Source organism: Luteolibacter algae (assembly GCF_042683045.1).
GTDB lineage: Bacteria > Verrucomicrobiota > Verrucomicrobiia > Verrucomicrobiales > Akkermansiaceae > Luteolibacter > Luteolibacter algae.
Map to the genome: position 1 here is coordinate 357,364 of NZ_JBHUIT010000003.1, position 19,493 is coordinate 376,856.

The window sequence follows — 19,493 nt, forward strand, 5'->3', positions numbered from 1 at the left end:
TCCCGGCAAAGATTACTCATTCAAAAAAGCCCTCGCCGTTAGGTGAGGGCTTTTTTTTGACCTAAAAGAGACTTTCTTTACCGTAAGATCACCGTTTCCAGCGACGGCCCGCCTGGCATTCAGGCCTGCCTTTTCCAGAGTGAAAAGTAGCCCCGGATGCCTCGTTTTAAATCATTTATAATGATAAATAGTATGGGGAGCAGGAATAGCGTGATGAATGTGGCGAAAAGGATTCCGAACGCCAGCGAGGCGGCCATTGGTTTCAAAAACTGCGCTTGCACCTGGGTTTCGAGTAGCAGCGGAGCCAAGCCGAAAAATGTGGTAAGCGACGTAAGTAGAATTGCGCGAAAACGATCGGCACCGGCACGGCGCACAGCCTCCTCGAGCGTTTTCCCTTCGGCCCGAAGGTCATCAACCGCACAGACCAACACGAGTGAATCGTTCACCACCACGCCGGAGAGCGCGAGAATTCCGAAAACCGAGAGAATAGAGATCGGGATGCCCATGGCGTAGTGACCAAGTAACGCCCCGATAATCCCGAAGGGGATCACCGACATAATGATCAACGGTTTGAGGTAGCTCTTTAGCGCAATCGCTACGAGCACGTAAATGAAAACAATGGAAAAACCGAATCCCACCATCAGCGAGTTCAAGGATTTTTCCCGCTGCTCCACCTCACCGCTCTCGCTGATGGAGATGCTTGGATGGCTCGCAAGTAACTCCGGAAAAAACTCATTGGTCAGGCGGGTGGTCACCTCATCCGAGCTTGTCACCGATTTGTTGACCGAGGCCTCGATCGATACCACCCGCTTGTTATCGATACGTTCGATGGACGCCAGAGATTCCGAATAATTCGCATCGGCGATCACCGGGAAGGGCACTGCTGATCCATCCGCAGCGCGGACCCTCATTTCTCGCAGAGTTTCAAGCGAATTACGCTTCTCCTCCGGGTAGCGGACCATGACTTTGATCTCATCCCGCCCACGCTGCACACGCTGCGCCTCGCGCCCGAAAAACGCATCGCGGACTCCGAGAGCCAGATCCCGCTGGGTAAATCCTGCGGCTTCGCCTTCCGGAGTAATGGAATAGACGATTTCCGGTTTCCCTGAATTGAAGCTGTCGCTGATATCAAAAGTCCCCGGGTAGGTGGCGATGACAGCCTTGACTTCTTTGGCAGCCTTTTCCAGCTCCGCGAGGTCATCACTCTCCAGATTTATCTCTATATCTCCCCCGCGTGGTCCCGCAGTCGCGCTGAACGTGAGTGACCGGGCGCCTGCCACGTTTCCGACAGATTTGCGCCAATCCTGCACTATATTCGCAGTAGGTAAAAACTCCCTCTCTGTCGATCTCGTAAGCTCTGTTACTACGGAAGAAGCCGTATTTGTGCTAGCGGAAACCTGGATCTCCATAAACGGATTGTGCCCGTATTGCTTTTCGTATTTTTCGGCCAGAGCTTCCGCCGCTGCGACGATCCGCTCTGTCTGAGCATGCAGATACTCCACCGATTGGCCCTGTTCCAAGGTGAGGTTGGCACTGATGTTGTCATTATAGATGTTCGGGAAAAACACGAAGCGTAGCTTCCCGGCCGGGAATAAACCAATCACCAGAATAAAGACCGCGATAAATGCCGCGAGAACCGCATACCGCCAGGGAATAGCCCAGTGAATCGCCGGCCGGTAGAAACGGTTGATAAAACCGGCCAAACCACTCGAGACGGCGTCTTGTAACCTTTTAAACCCCTTCGAGATAAAATTCCTCGGCTTTCGATGCACATCGATATGCGCAAGATGGGATGGGAGCACTAGCTTTGACTCCACCAGAGAGAAAATCAGACAGAACACCACCGTCGTAGCGATCTGTCCAAAAACATTGCCCAAGCGGCCACTGACCTGAGTGAGAGGAAGGAACGCGGCAATGGTGGTGATCACTCCGAACGTCGCAGGCGTGATGACCTTGCTCACTCCGCGGACCGTGGTCTCGATCGCACCCTCCTTGCCGTGTTCACTCGCTTCCTTTTCGGAATAAATCGACTCTCCGATAACAATGGCATCATCGACGACAATACCCAACACGACCAGAAATCCGAAAGCAGAAATGATATTCACTGACATATCGATCCCCGGGATTGGGAACAAGGCGACCGCACCTGCCAGTGAAACAGGGATACCCACCGCCACCCAAAAGGCCAAACGGAAGTTCAGGAAAAGCATCAAAATCCCTAGCACCAACGCGACACCCACAACCCCGTTCGAGCCGAGCAACGCCAACCGATCACGGATGTTGGCCGCTCCGTCCAACCAGCTTGCAACCTCTATCCCTTCGGGTAGGTCTTTGACATTTTCCACCACTTCCCGTGCCTGTTTTACGGCATCAAGAATATCGTCATTGCCTTCCGTGACAACCTGAAGACTGGTTGTCGGCATATCCCGGAATCGGTTCAAAAACTTTTGGTCCACGAATCCATCCCTCACCGTGGCGACATCGCGAACGAATATCCGCGTTCCATCAGGATTGGTCCGCACCGGTAGATCTTCGAAATCTTTCTTGCGGTATGCCTGATCACGAGCCCGCAACGAAATATCACCCCGCTCGGAACGAACGTCACCACCTCCCAGATCGACGGAGTTTTCCGTTACGGCATCCGCCAGTTCCTGGAAAGTCATTCCGAAGCGGCGGAGCTGCTCCTCGGACGGCTCGATGGAGATTTCGTAATCGCGTGCGCCAAATGTCTCCACCTTGGAGATCGCTGGCTGAGCGAGAAGTTCATCACGGATAGCCCGCGCGGTTTCCTTCCTCTGGGCTTCATCCGCAGTGCCGTAAATTTCGATCCAAAGGACTTGGTTGGTGCGTTTCCGCTCTGTCACTACCGGCTTTTCCGCTTGCTCGGGAAGCGAGGGAATCGCATCCACCTGGACTTTGATATCATCCAAAAGCTTCGTGATCGGATAACCTTCGATGGACTCCACAGTCACCGTCGCCAGACTATCGGTGGAAACCGAACGGACCTCATCAATACCCGTGACAGATTGCAGAGACTCCTCAATGGGAATGGCAACACCACGCTCGACATTCTCGGGAGTGCCGCCCCGGATCGGCACGGTAACGGTGACAGTTTCTGCAGCGAACGCCGGGAAACCTTCCTTCCGGACGGTGAGGGCTGAAAAAATGCCTGCGCCAAGAACCGTGAGCAGCAGAATATTCGCAACAACCGGATTGTCTGCGAACCAAGTGATAAAAGGATGTTTTTCTTTCACTTCGTTGTCTGTGCTGGTTTCACCTTCATTCCATCGCGGAAATTACTCAGTGGCCTCGTGACGACCCGGATTTCGCCAGCCGGTTTCTCAGTGCTTGGATCCAGAGTTACAAAGATATCCCCATCGTGGCCGAACTCCCTGTGAGCTGGAACCTGTTTGAGATTTTCGTCCTCGCCGATGATCCATAGGTATTGGTCGTTTACCAAAGCCGCTTCCGGGATGCGATAGCTGTTCTCTATCTCCACTCCATCAATCAATGCATTGGCGAACATCCCTACCGGCAGAGGATTTTCTTCGTCAGCGAAGGGATCCGTCACCTCCGCCACGGCGTAGATCACCTGGTTTTTCTGATCGACCGTTGGATCCAGCCTCACCAGCTTTGCCTCCCAGACATGTCCGGGTTTCAGCGGACTGGTAAGTTTTGCATTTGTCGGCAGCTTTACCCGGACCGCTTCGGTGGCTGTCAATGGCAGCCGGATTTCTACTTTTTCAGTGGAAACAAGATTCCCGAGAGATGCCTGTGGTGAGGCTTGATTTCCAGGAGAGGCGGAACGTGCAGTGACAATTGCGGAAAAAGGAGCACGCAACTCAGTGCGATCCAGATCTGCCTGGGCCTTGGCAATATTTGCTTTCGCAGCGTCCATATCAGCCTGCGCCGCCGATAGCTGTGGCTTTCTCAATACAAAATCCGAAGCTTTCGATAACTCCCGGCCGGATGCTTCCCAATCGCCCGCCGCTTGGGCCGCACGGATTTCCTCTTCGGCAAAGGTCCGCTCCGCAACTGTGAGTATCGATTTCTGCTCGGCTAGAGCCGCCTCGTAGTCCGTCGGGTCGATCTTTACCAATAAATGATCCGGGGAAACTGACTCACCAACACGGAATTTGGGAGATACATACGTGATTTTACCACTTACCTGGGGGGTGAGCGCCGTCTCGAAATAGCTCGTCACTGTGCCGTAGCTTCTCACAGGAGGGGAATGATTCTCTGGAGAAACGGTGAGTAGATCCACCACAGGCACCACCGGTGGCGGTTGTTTCACCTGGGGTTCTTCTTTTAGAGACACGAGAAATTCATAACCGAAAAATGCCAGAACAATGATGACGACAGGGACGATAATCTTGAGAGCGAGTTTCATGGGAAATTAGTATGCTTTGCCGAGGGCGAGGGCGAGGGCCACACGGTTCTGGAATCGGAGATTCTTAAGGCTGATGAGATCTTCTTCTGCCGTAAAACGGCGGCGTGTCGCATCGAGGACGGTGAGAATCTCCACCAGGCCGGATTCATAATTCCGGAGACTTCTATCCTCCGCGCTGCGTGCCGCATCGAGTGCCCGTGCAGTAGCCTCTTCCTGCTTTTTCAGATATTGCTCGGAGCCTAGAGCGTTCTCCACTTCGCGGAAAGCGTTGAGGACAGTGGAGCGATAGCTGGCAAGCGCTTGTTTTGCCCGGGCGTTTGCGGCTCCCAGCTCAGCGCGTCTTTCGCCACCGTCGATCACAGGCCCGGCAAGGCCGCCGACGAGCGACCAAACCGTGAAATTTGATTCCGCCAGATTGGATAAAACCGAGGATTGCTGCCCGCTACCGGCAGTGAGGCTGAACTTGGGAAAAAGGTCTCGATGCGCGACTTTCACATTGGCATCTGCGGCACGGATCCTCTGGTAGGCGGAAAAAATATCAGGCCTGCTCTCCAGCAAGGTCGATGGGATCCCGGCTGCCACGCCTCGTTTCAACGAGGGCCAATCACTGGCGGTGCGGCTCGCATCAGGATACGCCCCGGTTAAAACCGCCAGGTCGCGTGAGGCTTGGTCGCGGCTATTCCGTCGCTGGTTGATCGTCGATTTTGCGGTTTCCACATCAGTTCTGGCCAGGTCCAGCTCGCCCAGATCCGCAGTCCCTAGCTCGAACCTCCGGTTGACCAAATCCAGCGTATTCTGGAATGATTCCAACCGGCGTGTCGCCAGATCTTCTAGTTTTCCCGCCGCGATAAGGTCGAAATATGCTTGGGCAGTCTGTGCGGCGATCGATTGACTGGCGGCCGCATAATCCGCCGCAACGGCGTTCCGGTCTGCATCCGCAGCAGCAACACCGGCCCGAATCCGCCCCCATACATCCACCTCCCACTGGGCATCCAGCGAGGCGCTGTAACTATTGGTGATGACCGAGCCGAAATTATTGCCTCCGCCTGATGAGTTTGTTTTCAGCCGCCGTGCCTCACCGCTGGCATCAATGGAAGGGAAAAGCCCCGCTCTTGCATTGCGGGTATTGAATCCAGCCTCCTCCAAACGCGCCGCAGCTTCAGCGAGATCAGGATTCTTACTCTGGGAGAGCCGGATCTGCTTTTTCAATTCCCCGTCCCTGAAAAGATCGCTCAGGCTACCCACCAGCTCTGGAACAGGAGCTCTGCCGCTCGCATACTCTCCTCCAAATTCCAAGCCCTCGTCTCTTTCGTCACTTTTTGCGGATGGAAGCGAAGGACATGAAACCAGTAAAACTCCGGCTGCGAGCGACGGTATGGCGAAACGAATGGATGACATGACTGAAGAACAAAACTATGCGGAAAGGATGATATTACGGAACCGACCCAGGAGAGCATGCTTCTGCCACGAAAATTGTGTATTTTCATACAACAATTGTAACGCAAACGTCAGTTTCGACTGAAAAATGCCACCGCACACTTATTTCATCTGTATTTTTTGAAACGGCATTGCCGAATTTCCGTAGAGCTGCTAGCTAAAAACCGTTAGATCATTTTTACGAAAAATTATACCCATGAAACGCCTTTTACCCCAATTGTCGTCGATCTTACTGGCATCTATCAGCCTATCCCCACTCTCCGCCCAGCAATCGGCGGCGAAAGAATCTCCCTCAGCCCTGATCATTTTCGATGCGTCTGGCAGCATGTGGGGGCAAATCAAAGGAAAGGCAAAAATCGAGATCGCCAGGGAAGTCGTTGGAAATCTCGTCAAGGATCTCCCGGAGGAGACCGAGCTCGGCTTGATGACCTACGGGCATCGGCGTAAAGGCGATTGCGAGGATATCGAGCTGCTCATCCCCGTGGGGAAAGTGGATCGCTCCGCCTATATTAGCGCTGTTCAAGATATCATGCCAAAAGGGATGACCCCGATCACCGCTGCTCTGGAGCTCGCAGCTGAAGGCCTGGGCTACAAGGAACAGAAGGCAACCGTCATTCTGGTTTCCGATGGGCTCGAAACCTGTGATGCGGATCCTTGCGCTGCAGCGAAAAAGCTGGAGGAACTCGGAGTCGACTTCACAGCCCATGTGATCGCCTTCGACCTTAAGCCGGAGGAAAGCGAAAAACTACGCTGTATCGCGGATTCCACCGGCGGGAAATTTTTTCCTGCATCGGATGCCGGCTCGCTCAAGGATGCCTTGGATCTAGCGGTCGATGCCGCCGCGCCCACCGTGGAGACCAAAGCCCCCGCAGCAGCACGTGAGGTGGAACTTACCGCGCCCGATACAGCCACTGCCGGTTCCGATATCGAAATCAGCTGGAAAACAGACACGGAAAAAGGTGATTATGTCACGATTGCAAAAGCCAAGGCGAAGGATAACGCGAACGAAGGCTTTGCCTATACCTTTGAAAAAACGGCTGCGAAACTCACCACACTTCTCACTCCCGGTGACGCGGAGATCCGCTATATCTCCGGCTCTACCGGTGAAATCATCGCGAGACGTGCCATCACGCTCACAGAATTTCAAATCACTCTCAAAGCTCCCGCCGAAGCAATTGCAGGCTCGGAGGTGCTGATCGAATGGACCGGTCCCGGTTATGAGAGAGACTTCATTACGATCGTCCCGAAAGACAAAAAAGATGGCGAATACGAGCGTTGGAATTACACCAGCAGGGGAAATCCTCTCCCTGTGGTCGCCACATTTACCACCGGCGATGCAGAAATCCGCTACATGAGTGAGACGGGCAACGTTGTCCTCGCACGCCACCCGATCAAAATCCTGCAAGGCGAAATCACGTTGAAATCGCCTGCGGAAGTCATTGCGGGATCCGCCGTTTCCATTGAATGGACGGGGCCGAATAACAAAGGGGACTTCCTCACCATCGTGCCAAAGGACCTCGATGACGGCAAATACGAGTCCTGGGCTTATACGGAATCCGGGTCTCCTTCGGAAGTCTCCGCCAGCTATACTCTTGGCGATGCGGAGATCCGTTATATGAATGAGAACGGGAACCGGGTCCTGGCCCGCGCTCCGCTGAAAATCATCGCTGCGGAAATCACTATGAAAGCCGCTCCCCGGGCTTTGGCCGAGGATTCCGTATCCATCGAATGGACAGGCCCAGACAACAAAGGGGATTTTATCACAATCGTTCCTAAGAATGTGGAGGACGGCAATTACGAGGGCTGGGCTTACACCTCGGCTGGCTCTCCGCTAAAAGTCGAAGCGCCCAAAAACACGGGAGAAGCGGAAATCCGCTATATGAATGAGAATGGAAACCGTGTTCTCGCGCGAATCCCCATCACAATTCTCTCCGCTGAAGAAAAATAGATAAAAAGACCGGCTCTGTTACGTATGGTGCCAGCACCAGCAATATCTCCGCTGGCGCTTCATCAAATTACAACCGGCGGAAAGAATCTTGGTTTCCACTGCCGAATGCTTGCCAACATCCCTCTGTATCTATAATCCCAACAAACAATTTAAAACCACATGAGTAATTCAGACGCAATAGCACCAAATGCCAGCCGACTCCTCTGGGCAGGCTTCACCGCCATCCTCGCCGCCGGCGTGGGCTTCGGGGTCCGGGGAGGACTCTTCAGCACCTGGGAATCGACCTTCAACCTCAATGGAGCCCAGCTTGGCGCAATCAGTCTCGGAGCCGGCTTCATCAGCTTCTGCTTCGGAATTATTATCGGTGGAATCGTAGTTGATAAAATCGGATACGGAAAATTGGTGTTCACCGCATTCCTGCTCCACGTTCTCTCCGCTTTTGTAACATTTGCGGCAAAGCCGGGAATGGATAGCAACACCGCCTACCAATTCCTCTATTGGGGCACTTTCTTGTTCGGACTGGCCAACGGCACGCTGGAAGCTGTCGCAAACCCTCTCGTGGCCACGCTTTACCCAAAGAACCGGACCCATTATCTGAATATCCTTCATGCCTCATGGCCGCTCGGCATGGTTTTCGGCGGATTGATCGGCTGGACCCTCGGCTCCGGTGAAAACGCATGGGACTGGAAATGGCAGTTGGCTCTCTATCTCGTGCCGACCCTCGCTTACGGCATCATGTTCTTCAAACAGAAGTATCCGAAATCCGAAGCATCCGCAAAGGGCCTCAAATTGGGAGAAATGTTCAAAGACGTCGGCATTCTGGGGACTCTGATCGTTTCCGTATTGCTGTTCTTCTTCCTCCGCAGGGATTTCTTCGGTGGTCTTCTCGGACTCAATGAAACGCTTTCCAATATCTTCTCGGGCATCGTTGCTTTCGCGCTCCTCGCTTGGGTCGCCACCCTCACAAAATTCGCGATCGGACACTGGCTGATCTTCGTGCTTTTCATCACCCACGCGCTCGTCGGCAGTGTCGAACTCGGGACCGACGGCTGGATCCAGAATATCACCGGCACCATTCTCAACCCGGAACAAGGCAAGATCCTTTTCGTCTTCACTTCGTTGATCATGTTCGGGCTTCGTTTCTGCGCCCATTTCATTGAAAGCAAAGCCGGGGTAAAACCTATCGGCCTTCTCTTCATCTGTTCCCTCCTCGCAGTGGTCGGCCTCAATCTGGTAAGCGCCGTCAGCTCCTTCGGAGTCGCCTTCGGTGCACTTTTTGTCTATGCGCTTGGCAAAACTTTCTTCTGGCCGACGATGCTTGCAGTCATTGGCGATCGCTTCCCGCGGACCGGTGCTGTTGCAATGAGCTTGATGGGCGGCATCGGCATGTTGTCGGTCGGGCTTCTGGGTGGTCCCGGTCTCGGATATGCCCGCGATAGATTCTCCGCTGGCGAACTCAAAGAGGCAGACAGCGCACTCTATGCAGAGGTCAAGAGCACTGGAAATGCCAGCGAATTCCTGTCTTTCGAATCGGTTCAACCAATCGATCCCAAGGTGCTCAATCCCGCCAAGGACATCTATGCGGCCAAAGTCGCCGTGGATCGCGGCTCAGAGGATGAGAAAACCATCCAAAAGGCAGCCACCCTGACTCCGGAACAGGAATTGATCGCGAAGTCCGATATCCAAGGGAACAGAAAGGTCCTGAAAATTGACTCATTCATTCCCGCCGGGATGGCAGTGATCTATCTGCTCCTGATGCTCTATTTCCGCGCAATCGGAGGATACAAGCCACTCAATATCGAAGAAGCCACTGGCGGTGTGGAAGGTCCTGTCCGCTAACCCGGCCCTTTGTTAGTTACTTCCAGACGGCGCATCCGATTCGGGTGCGCCGTCTTTTTTTACCTTGCGTCGACTTCCTATCAGGGAGTCAAATGGGTGCGGATGGCAAACCACCTAAAGAAATCGCCCGCTCATACCCTGACGATCAAGCCACGGGTTATGGCAGCCTTGCGTTCAATACTTTTCCTCTCACTCTTACTAATTCCAACCGGTGTCCACGCCGCCAAGCGTGTGAATATCGCGGATGGCTTCGATTTTCCTGTGGGGAAACCCGACTCCGCAGGCTATTACAAAGCGCGTGGGTTGCGCCTGCGTTCTCCCACCCATTTTGGAGAGGATTGGAATGGGCGCAATGGAGGAGATAGCGACCTCGGTGATCCCGTCTACACTTGTGCGGATGGCATTGTCACCTTCGCCTACAATGTCCGGCAAGGCTGGGGAAATGTTGTCTTGATCCGCCATGCCTATCGGGATCCTTCAAGCGGCCAGGTAAAATTCGTGGATTCCCTCTACGGACACCTCGATAAGATTATGGTAAAAGTCGGCCAAGGCGTGAAGCGCGGCCAACAGGTGGGAACCATTGGGAGCAATTTCGGCATGTATCCCGCGCATTTGCATTTCGAGATCCGCCATAACATCCACATCGGAATGCAGCGGAACTCCGTGGCATCCACTTTGGATAATTGGGCCGATCCCACAGATTTCATCAATAAATATCGACGTCTCAACCGTGAGTGGCGTCCTGTTGCTGTGCCTACCGGGACTTATGAGGAATACGCCGGTTTCAAAGGCCTCTGAAGCCCCAGAGGCATGAGCCAGCCACTTCCGGTTTGGCACGTTAGGATATCCTTCCCTCCAACTTTTTCCAGGTTTCACCAAAGTAATTTGCTCGCATGTCACGGCCCACCAAACGCCACAAGTCCTCCTCGTTTATCCCTATCCTGATACTCATCGCAGCGGTCTCCATCTGGATACACGATGCCTACAAACAGGGAAACCTCGCCTCTTTCTTCGAGAAAACCAATGCCGAGCTTACAAATGGCGATAAGAAATCTTCCGGAAGCTCGCCTGCGCCCACCTCGAGTGATTCGTCCGCCGGTCACTCCTCCCCTTCAAGCCCGACCCGAACGGGAAAATATGATACCTACCATGGCTGCGCGTTGGTCGGCGATCGGTCCAACGATGGTGATTCCTTTCGGGTGAAGCTCCCCGATGGAAAATCGGAGATCATCCGCCTTTACTTCGTCGATACGCCGGAAAGTGCTTTCAAGTCTTACCGCGGGGCGGCGACAAATCATCAGAGAATCCAGCAACAGGCGGACGATATGGGTGGCATCAGTCCTCAACAGGCTGTGGAAATCGGGAAAAAGGCCAAAGAGTTCACCTCTGCCATATTGGGAGCCAGTCCATTCACCCTCTATACCGAATGGGACAGCCCGTTCAATGATCGGCGTTATCACGGCTTTGTAGAGGTGGTCTACGGAGGCAGAAAACGTTTTCTCCACGAGCTACTCGTCGAAAAAGGCTATGCGCGTATCCACACGAAAGGCGGGCAGTTGCCGAACGGCAATTCTGAAAGAAAACAGGAAAACCACCTTTTCAGCCTCGAACGCAAAGCGAAATCCGCAAACTCAGGCGCATGGGGTCTGTGAATTCCAGCGACTGCCATAGTCTACGATTCAATGAAAATCTACACGCTCAAAACCTGCGACTCCTGCCGGAAGGCCACCAAGTGGTTGAAAGAACAGGGTATCTCTTTCGAAGAGATAGCCATCCGCGCAACCCCTCCATCTGATAGCGAACTGCAAACCGCATTGAAGAACCTCAATGGAGACATCAAGAAACTCTTCAATACCTCGGGTCAGGATTACCGGGTGCTCAACTTAAAGGAGAAGCTTCCCGGGCTCCCGGAGGCGGATGCGCTTCAGCTGCTCGCTGCCAACGGGAATTTGATCAAACGCCCCTTCCTCATCTCCGGCGGAAAAACCTTGGTCGGTTTCAAACCCGATTTATGGAAATCCCAGCTGACCGAAGCGTAGGCCGATTGCTCCTTTTCAACATGCCGGGGGGCACACATTTCCCAAATTTCCGCTTCTAAGTAATGCCGCTTTTCCACACAGTCCCGGCATGCCGATCTCCGAATTCGCCAACTCCTTTGTCTGTGACCTCGTTGCCTATGAGCCGGGCAAACCGATCGAAGAAACCGCCCGGGAACTGGGCCTCGATCCCTCATCCATCGTAAAAGTCGCCTCCAACGAGAATCCGCTGGGACCTTCCCCGCTGGCAAAGGAAGCCATGCGCGATGCCATCGATCTGGCACACATTTATCCGGATGGCGGAGGCTTCAAGCTACGCACCGCAATTGCCGAAAAACTTGGGTTCGACATCTCAAATATTGTCCTCGGCAATGGCTCCAACGAGATTATCGAGCTTCTCTGCCACACCTTTCTGAATCGTGACGCGGAGCTGATCGCAGCAAAGCACGCATTCGTGGTTTACAAGTTGATGGCTACGCTTTTCGGAGCAAAATATGTGGAAGTGGACGATCCGGACTTCATCCACGACCTCAATGCAATGGCCGATGCAATCACGGAAAATACCCGTCTCGTTTTCATCGCAAACCCGAATAATCCGACCGGCACTCAAGTCACCCAGGAAGCAATCGATCGTTTTGTGGATCGACTCCCCGCTCATACCATCGCCGTCTTTGACGAGGCATACTTTGAATTCCTGGATACCCCACCGGATGTTCTGAAACACGTCCACGCAGGCAAAAATGTGATCGTGTTACGCACCTGCTCGAAGATCCACGGCCTCGCCGCACTGCGGATCGGCTATGGAATTGCACCGAAACCGATCGCCGATTTACTGCAGAAGGCCCGCCAACCCTTCAACACCAACGCACTCGCACAAGCGGCGGCACTCGCCGCTCTGAACGATGCCGACCACATTGAAAAAACCCGCGAGGTAAACCGCCAAGGCCTTGCCTTCTACGAAAAAGCCTTTGCCGAACGCGGAATGAACTTTGTGCCTTCCGTAGCTAATTTCATCTTGGTTGAAGTCGGCGATGGAGACCGCGTTTTCAAGGAAATGCTGAAGCAAGGCGTCATCGTTCGTGCAATGTCCGGCTATAAATTACCCGGATGGGTTCGCATCTCTATCGGCACAGCAGCGGAAAATGCCCGCGCACTGGAGGTTTTGGATTCCGTCCGCTGAATCCAATGAAACGCGTTTCACCCGCGGATTCTCAGCACCTGTAAAAAGCAAAATTTATTCCTCACTGGCCAATCAGACGATTTGCCCCCATCTTCCCCGCGACATGAATTTCTCCGGCACACACACCGCTATTCTCACCCCTTTCCGCGAAGGTAAAATCGACGTTCCGGCCTTTGAGGCCCTTATCGAGCGCCAGATCGCCGCCGGCATTACCGGCATCGTTCCGGTTGGCACCACGGGTGAATCCCCTACGCTTAATTCCGAAGAACATATCGAGGTCATCCGTCTGGCTGTGGAATTCGTTAAAGGCCGTTGCCATGTCATTGCAGGCACCGGTGCAAATGCGACAGCAGAAGCCATCGAGCTCACCCAAGCTGCCGAGAAGATCGGAGCCACCGCTTCCCTGCAAGTCTGCCCCTACTATAACAAGCCATCGCAGGAAGGTCTCTACCTCCACTTCAAAGCCATCGCAGATTCCACCTCACTTCCGATCATGCTTTACAGTGTTCCCGGGCGCTCCTCCATCGAGATTGCAGCGGAAACAGCAGCACGTCTGGCCAATGACTGCAAAAACATCACCGGAATCAAGGAAGCGGGTGGCTCGGTCGACCGGATCAACCAGCTCGTCCAAGCACTACCGGATGGATTCAGCATTCTTTCCGGGGATGATCCATTGACTCTCCCCTTCATTGCCTGCGGGGCCAATGGCCTTGTCTCGGTAGCTTCAAATCTTATCCCGGAAGTCATGGTCAAGCTGGTGAATCACTGTCTGGCCAAGGAATTTCCCCAAGCTCTGGAAATGCAGAAACAGTATTACCCGCTGATGCGCGGCCTCATGTCCCTGGACGTAAATCCTGTGCCGGTGAAAACCGCTGTCGCACTCCAGGGTCACTTCAGCGATGAGCTACGTCTCCCGCTTGCACCGATGTCAGACGACAATCTCTTCGCTCTCAGGACTCTCATGAAATCCTACAATCTCATCTGAGATCCGACTTTTTTTTCCGCCGCTCCGGCTGCGGAAAACTTCCATTTCAACCTACAATACCATGTCCAGCCCTAAGCTATTCAATCCAGGTCCCGTCGATGTATCTCCTGAAACATTCGCCGCAATGTCTCACACGATGATTGGTCACCGTGGTAAGGATTTCGAGGAATTATATGCCTCGCTCCAGCCAGGTCTCAAAGAAATCTTCGGCACCGAGCGTCCGGTCTTCCTCTCGACTTCCTCCGCATGGGGCGTGATGGAAGGCGCATTGCGCAACTTGGTGAAGGAAAAAGTCCTTTGCCTCTGCTGTGGAGCATTTTCTGACAAGTGGCTCGATGTCGCAAAGAAATGTGGCTACGAGGCGGAAGCCATCCAGGTCGAATGGGGTGAAGCAATTGATCCTGAAGAAGTCCGCAAAAAGCTTTCCGAAGGTGGTTTTGATACCGTTACACTCATTCATTCCGAGACCTCCACCGGTGTGCTCAATGACCTTGCGGGAGTGGCGAAAGTGGTAAAATCTTTCCCGGACACGATGCTTATCGTAGATACGGTTTCCTCTCTATCCACTGTCGATGTCGATATGGATGCCAATGGCGTGGACGTCATGCTGGCTGGCGTGCAGAAGGCTCTCGCGCTTCCTCCCGGCTTGGCGCTGTTTGCAGTCTCGGAGGCGGCCATGGAACGATCCAAAACCATTCCGAACCGCGGTTACTACTTTGATTTCCTTGAATTTGCCAAGAACGATGCCGCGAACAACACGCCGACCACTCCTTGTATCTCGCTTCTCTTCGGTCTCCAGTTCATGCTTGGTCAGATTGCAAAAGAAGGCTTCTCCGCACGTAAGGCACGGCATGCCAGGACCAATGCAATGATCGCCGATTGGGCGGAGAAACACGGTTTCCAAAACTTTGCGCCGGAAGGATATCGTTCTCTTGCATTGTCCTGCTTTGCGACCCCGGAAGATTTTGATCAGGCAACCTTCATCAAAGAGCTGAAATCCAGATACAATTTCCTGATCAATGGCGGTTACGGAAAAATCAAGGGCAAGACCTTCCGCATTTCCAACATGGGCAATGAAACGGAAGACTCCATGCAGGAGCTCATCGATGCAATGGATATCATCCTTGAGGAAATGAAGGGCTGAGTTGGTTCGAATGCACTAATATTCTATTGAAAAGCTGGTTCGGCGTAATTTGTCCAACCAGCTTTTTTTGTGCCTGCTCCGAGAAATTTCCCACACAGATTACCTATGGGGCCTTCTTCAAAATTTCAAAAGAAGGCTCTCAAATCATCGTCACTGCGCATCGCTATCAGCGAGTAAGCATACTTCTCATTTGCCCAACTAGCTCTGGCCCAATTTCCACTTTGATAGATATTGGGGTGGTCCACAGTTGGCAGATCCCCTTCAACATCGCTGCGGCGGAAAATCACCAGGTGGATTTCACCGTTTTTATCATCCAGGCAGATGAGAGAACCTTTGCGACCATCAATGACAAGCTCACGACATCCCAGACCTTTGAGTGCAAGTAGGCTTTCGGGAAGGTTGAGTTCCCCACATGGCAGCCCGCGCGCGCGCAGATGTGAAACCAAGACACGCTGGTTCTGGTTCATTTCATCGAGACTGAAAATCGGGGACTCTATTGTGCTGATGGCACTGGCTTGGACAGCCTCAGCAGTCGGGGCGGATGTTTGATTCTCGGCAATTACCCCGGGATTGCTGCTTCCTTGGCTATCCGAGCGATCGATCATCAGCACCAAGGCCAGAACAATCCCCGCGACCGCCGCTAGTGGAATTCCGAATCTCGACCAGTTGAAATCTGCTTTCACGACTTTTTCCGTCTTCTCCATGGACACCAGAATCCGATCTCGCAATCCTTCCGGGACGCTGATCGAGGCCATCGCATCCATCATTCTCTCGTCCTGATCCGTGTTCTTACGCGGATATTCGGAACCACTCTGGACCATTGCCAGGAGCACATCGGCACGCAACCCAGCCGGTAGCTCCACACGAGCTAGGCTCTCCGCAAATTCCACATCAAATGCGCGTTCTCTGACAAGCCACTCACCCAGCTCACGATCGCTCGTTGCCAGTTGAAGCGCTTCCGCGAAATCGGCATCGTTGGCATCGGCACCATCCGGCCTGAAACTCCGGAGAATGAATCTGGCTTTTTCTCTATCCATGTTTTTTGTGAAATAATTCTGGGTTCACATCCACAAGATTCTTGGGGCCGCTGGAGGGCTCCGAAATCATTCTTTTCCTCAGCATATCCTTCCCGCGGGACAAACGGGACATCACAGTTCCAATAGGCACATCAAGAACCTCCGCGATTTCCTTGTAGCTATGCTGTTGCAAATAAAATAGCGCAAGCGGCGCACGATACAACTCGTCCATTTCGCCCAGCAATTGCACGGCCCGATGACCATCCAGATGCCGCTCGGCATCTTCTTCCTTGGAGACCTGCTCAGTCATAAGACTCTCGTCCAGTGGCTCATCTGAAAAGCGGGATAGCTTTCGTCGTTGCCCGAGAAACTCACGATGGAGCGTGGTAAAGAGCCAGGTCTTCGCCTTGCTGCGGTCTCTCAACTGGGAATTTTTTTCCGCCCATATGCAAAAAGTCTCCTGAACCAAATCCGCCGCATGATCCGGGCTGCGTGTCAGGGAATACCCGAACCGATACAGCGCCTCGTAATAGGCATCCACTAATTCAGCAAACTCACTCATACTCGCAGCATAAGAGCATTCTCCCCGCTATGCTATTCCCAATAAGCCTAGAGATTTGAATATTTCTTGAAATGACTCGGAAATATCCCTCCGCAAACGCGGGCTCATCTTTGAGGATCAGCTCTCCCATTTCTCGATCTTATCCATCAGTTCACGCTCCCGGCGTTCATCCACGGCCTTCTCTTCGTAACGAACCCCATAATGATAACCCAACAGTTCTTCGCCGAACTCCACTTGTGGATCCATCTCGGCCAGCTGTTTTTTCAACGTAGTGCCCGGCTTTGATGGAAGACCCTTTTGCGAAAGAGCTTTCTGCCATCGCGCCAAATAACCTGCGTTTATGCCATGGGTAAAATGAGGAGAACCTCGATGCACAATCCTATGGCGACCTTTCGCACGACCCAAAATTATGCCAGTCGTCACAACGGCAAAGACGCCCATCAACGCCAAAGCCGTTTTTTCCACATGCCCACTACCTCCGGAAAATCCCTCACTCTCGTCCTCTAGCAGAGCCTTCTCCGGCGCTGGTAGAACTTCTCCGGCCCCGGCAACATGGGGACGTCCGCCACCGCCAAGCACAACTGGTGGCGTAGGCTCCATCACCACCCAGCCAGCTCCTTCCACTTTCACCTCCACCCATGAGTGGGCTTCCCGGGCACGAAATACGAACATCATGTCCTCTTGGAAATACTGCCCTCCAGCCCAGCCATAGGCCACCCTGCTCTCTACTCCCAGCGCTCTGGCCATCAACGCACCCGCTGTGGCAAAAAACTCGCAATGCCCGCGTTTTTCCTCAAACAGAAAGTTCTCCAATGGATCCAGCCCCCATGGATTCCGCGTCACCAAAGAATAGCTGTAATTCTCCCTTAAAAACTTCTGGATATTCAATAGCTGGTCCAGCAGTTCTCCATTTCCCGCCACATTACGGGCGAGCTCACTGATTCCAGGATCTAGGCCCTCCTCCTTGTTCTCTGTAAAAATCGGCATCGTTTCGGGTCGCAAATCATCCAGTATCTTTGGTTCGGAACTAGCCAGATATTCAAATCCGGAAATAGTGCTGATATCCGGTAGGAAGCCCATCGCCTCGGCGGTAAGCGATAGATTCGGCAATCTCGCAGCTCTGGTTCCCTGCAGGGCGGTTAGCATATTCTGTCCGCCGGGATCCTTGCCGATAAACACCTCGTGAAGAATTTCTCCCTCGGTTTTTTCGTCAAACCGAATCCACCCCTCGTCGTCCGCCACCACCATCCTACCCGGCTGCTCTCGCATACTCCAAACTCCATCCTGAAAACGATCCAGCGCGAAAGCTCTGACATAGATCTGGCGTTTCAACAGACGGTCCGCATCCTCCTGCTTCATGAGCTTCAGAAAGACCTCCGGTTTCGCACCCGGCTTGAGGTTGGTTCTCTTTGGCAACACCCGCTCCGTCTGATCCGCCCAGAGCCAGTTGCCAGACACAGAGTCGATCGCATTCCGTTTCTCCCGCTCGGCCGAAGCCGCAGGCTGAAGTTTTGCTTCAATTACAATTGCCAGCTCTTCCAATGGCTTGGGTGCGTAACTCAGAAGCCAGAGAAATGCACATTCCAACGCAAGAACACCCAGCCCCAATGCTGCGAAATCGATCACTCCCGGTCTTCTCGCGGCCTTTGCCAGCGGGAGGTCATCGGGCTCCCGGCCGGCCGCCCACCAGCACAAGCCGCCCAACAATACCAATACAGCCAGACACGTCCGGGGCAAAACCGGCAACGATTCCGGCCATCCTCCAAGAAGCGCGTACGCGAGTGCTCCGCAGAAAATCAGGGAAATCAGCCGCAAAATCATTTCCCTCCCCCTTTCTGTCCAAGCATTTGCCGCGAATTGCGCGGGCTACTTTTTCGCGCTCTATCGTAACGTGAGATATCAATCAGAACCGGCTTGAGGACCTTCGTCGGCAAAAGATTCTTCCATGCGCTCAAAGGCATGTCGGAGATCAGAATCACACATTCCCTATCACGGCTGCCCGCCAACGCACCGAGTAGATCGTGCGCTTCTGTCCAACTAGCTCTCCGGGCCATCAGCAGCTCCTCGCGGGACTCTGCCAGCTGGCGTCGTGTCCTTATTTCCCTTTCCGACCAACCGGTGAAATCCGCTTTCCAACGCACCGCCATTCCGGAAGCCTGGAGCAACCGCAGCGTGCCGCTAAGCAATGAAATCGCATTCTCGAACCGGTCCGGCCGGATCAGGTTTCCATCGCCTCCAAAGGAGTGAAAGATGACCAAGCATTCTTCCGCATGGGAGCCGGGAGGCTCATCCTCCCTGACCAATAGACCCCCTCCACCTGCCTGGGATCTCCGGCTGGCGGCCCACACGATCCTTCGGACGGAATCGCCGCCCCGCCACTCACGCAACCCCCGCCAATCTCCTCTGCCTCCGAACTGCCGGGATCCGCCAAGCGGTGGGCCATCCAGCAAAAATCCATTCAAATGTAATTCGTGGGGAGTTTTCTGACGTGCCCATACACCGATCTCCGCAGGCAGCTCGATCCCGCGGGAAAAGCTCATCAGACCTAGGGGAAACCCGGATTTCAGCCAAGCTTTTTGAATGCTTTCCTTGCCGCGCTGCGTCAAGGAAAGCCGGGCCGATAGCTCCGCGGTTCCGTTTCCTTCCAGCCAGAGCACCCGCCCCGAAAACTCTTTTTCTCCATTCGGCCTGACTCCGAATTCGACCCAGAAGGCATCAAAAAATGCCCGGGGATTGATTAACTTGAGATGGCAATGAAAGCCCTTTCCCGCCTCAATTCTTGTAGGCCCACGATATTCCAAACGCAGGTTTTTGAGATTTCTCCGCCCAAGTATCCGGACCATCAGAAGAAGACCGGCAATGGATAACCCCATTGCCGCCATCACGCCATCCACTCTCCACATTCCCACAAAGAAGAGTGCGAGCCCCAATCCTCCGAGAATAATACCGGAACGCG

Annotated in this window: 15 protein-coding genes; 8 read left to right on the top strand and 7 right to left on the bottom strand. The window is 53.6% G+C overall.

Annotation, left to right across the window (positions count from 1 at the left end):
- Positions 1-119: 119 nt before the first annotated feature.
- The 3 genes from ACFSSA_RS05730 to ACFSSA_RS05740 are packed head-to-tail and all read right to left on the bottom strand — an operon-like array spanning position 120 to position 5,788.
- Complete coding sequence (locus ACFSSA_RS05730) at positions 120-3,254, bottom strand: efflux RND transporter permease subunit (protein WP_386819158.1); 3,135 nt, start codon at positions 3,252-3,254, stop codon at positions 120-122.
- A complete protein-coding gene (locus ACFSSA_RS05735) occupies positions 3,251-4,390 on the bottom strand; it encodes an efflux RND transporter periplasmic adaptor subunit (protein WP_386819160.1) in 1,140 nt (379 codons plus the stop codon). Before ACFSSA_RS05735 ends, ACFSSA_RS05730 begins: the two co-directional genes overlap by 4 nt.
- 6 nt (positions 4,391-4,396) lie before the next feature.
- The gene (locus ACFSSA_RS05740; protein ID WP_386819162.1) at positions 4,397-5,788 is read right to left on the bottom strand and encodes an efflux transporter outer membrane subunit; all 1,392 of its coding nucleotides are present in this window, start codon (positions 5,786-5,788) and stop codon (positions 4,397-4,399) included.
- 235 nt (positions 5,789-6,023) lie between these two features.
- Here ACFSSA_RS05740 and ACFSSA_RS05745 point away from each other — a divergent pair, with 235 nt between their 5' ends.
- The 8 genes from ACFSSA_RS05745 to ACFSSA_RS05780 all read left to right on the top strand — a co-directional run bounded on the left by ACFSSA_RS05745 (position 6,024) and on the right by ACFSSA_RS05780 (position 14,959).
- Positions 6,024-7,775 carry a vWA domain-containing protein gene (locus ACFSSA_RS05745; protein ID WP_386819164.1) on the top strand — a complete coding sequence of 584 codons (1,752 nt, stop codon included), beginning with the start codon at positions 6,024-6,026 and terminating at the stop codon, positions 7,773-7,775.
- 159 nt (positions 7,776-7,934) lie between these two features.
- Positions 7,935-9,614, top strand: a complete 1,680-nt coding sequence (locus ACFSSA_RS05750) for an MFS transporter (protein WP_386819166.1) — start codon at positions 7,935-7,937, stop codon at positions 9,612-9,614.
- Positions 9,615-9,716: 102 nt separating this feature from the next.
- Positions 9,717-10,412, top strand: a complete 696-nt coding sequence (locus ACFSSA_RS05755) for a M23 family metallopeptidase (RefSeq protein ID WP_386819168.1) — start codon at positions 9,717-9,719, stop codon at positions 10,410-10,412.
- 95 nt (positions 10,413-10,507) lie between these two features.
- Positions 10,508-11,266 (top strand): thermonuclease family protein, encoded by a 759-nt coding sequence (locus ACFSSA_RS05760; RefSeq protein ID WP_386819170.1) that lies wholly within the window; start codon positions 10,508-10,510, stop codon positions 11,264-11,266.
- A gap of 30 nt (positions 11,267-11,296) precedes the next feature.
- Complete coding sequence (locus ACFSSA_RS05765) at positions 11,297-11,653, top strand: Spx/MgsR family RNA polymerase-binding regulatory protein (RefSeq protein WP_386819172.1); 357 nt, start codon at positions 11,297-11,299, stop codon at positions 11,651-11,653.
- A gap of 88 nt (positions 11,654-11,741) precedes the next feature.
- Positions 11,742-12,830 carry a histidinol-phosphate transaminase gene (gene hisC / locus ACFSSA_RS05770; RefSeq protein ID WP_386819174.1) on the top strand — a complete coding sequence of 363 codons (1,089 nt, stop codon included), beginning with the start codon at positions 11,742-11,744 and terminating at the stop codon, positions 12,828-12,830.
- A 103-nt stretch (positions 12,831-12,933) separates the two neighbouring features.
- Complete coding sequence (gene dapA / locus ACFSSA_RS05775; protein ID WP_386819176.1) at positions 12,934-13,815, top strand: 4-hydroxy-tetrahydrodipicolinate synthase; 882 nt, start codon at positions 12,934-12,936, stop codon at positions 13,813-13,815.
- 61 nt (positions 13,816-13,876) lie between these two features.
- On the top strand, positions 13,877-14,959 hold the full coding sequence (locus ACFSSA_RS05780; protein ID WP_386819178.1) for a pyridoxal-phosphate-dependent aminotransferase family protein: 1,083 nt from the start codon (positions 13,877-13,879) through the stop codon (positions 14,957-14,959).
- 125 nt (positions 14,960-15,084) lie between these two features.
- Here ACFSSA_RS05780 and ACFSSA_RS05785 read toward each other — a convergent pair whose 3' ends face one another.
- The 4 genes from ACFSSA_RS05785 to ACFSSA_RS05800 form a co-directional block, all read right to left on the bottom strand.
- Positions 15,085-15,996, bottom strand: coding sequence for a hypothetical protein (locus ACFSSA_RS05785; protein ID WP_386819180.1), 912 nt, complete (start codon positions 15,994-15,996; stop codon positions 15,085-15,087).
- On the bottom strand, positions 15,989-16,537 hold the full coding sequence (locus ACFSSA_RS05790; RefSeq protein ID WP_386819182.1) for an RNA polymerase sigma factor: 549 nt from the start codon (positions 16,535-16,537) through the stop codon (positions 15,989-15,991). Before ACFSSA_RS05790 ends, ACFSSA_RS05785 begins: the two co-directional genes overlap by 8 nt.
- A 117-nt stretch (positions 16,538-16,654) precedes the next feature.
- Entirely contained in the window at positions 16,655-18,358 is a 1,704-nt protein-coding gene (locus ACFSSA_RS05795; protein ID WP_386819183.1) for a transglutaminase-like domain-containing protein, read from the bottom strand.
- Complete coding sequence (locus ACFSSA_RS05800) at positions 18,355-19,467, bottom strand: DUF58 domain-containing protein (RefSeq protein WP_386819185.1); 1,113 nt, start codon at positions 19,465-19,467, stop codon at positions 18,355-18,357. Before ACFSSA_RS05800 ends, ACFSSA_RS05795 begins: the two co-directional genes overlap by 4 nt.
- Positions 19,468-19,493 lie beyond the last annotated feature (26 nt).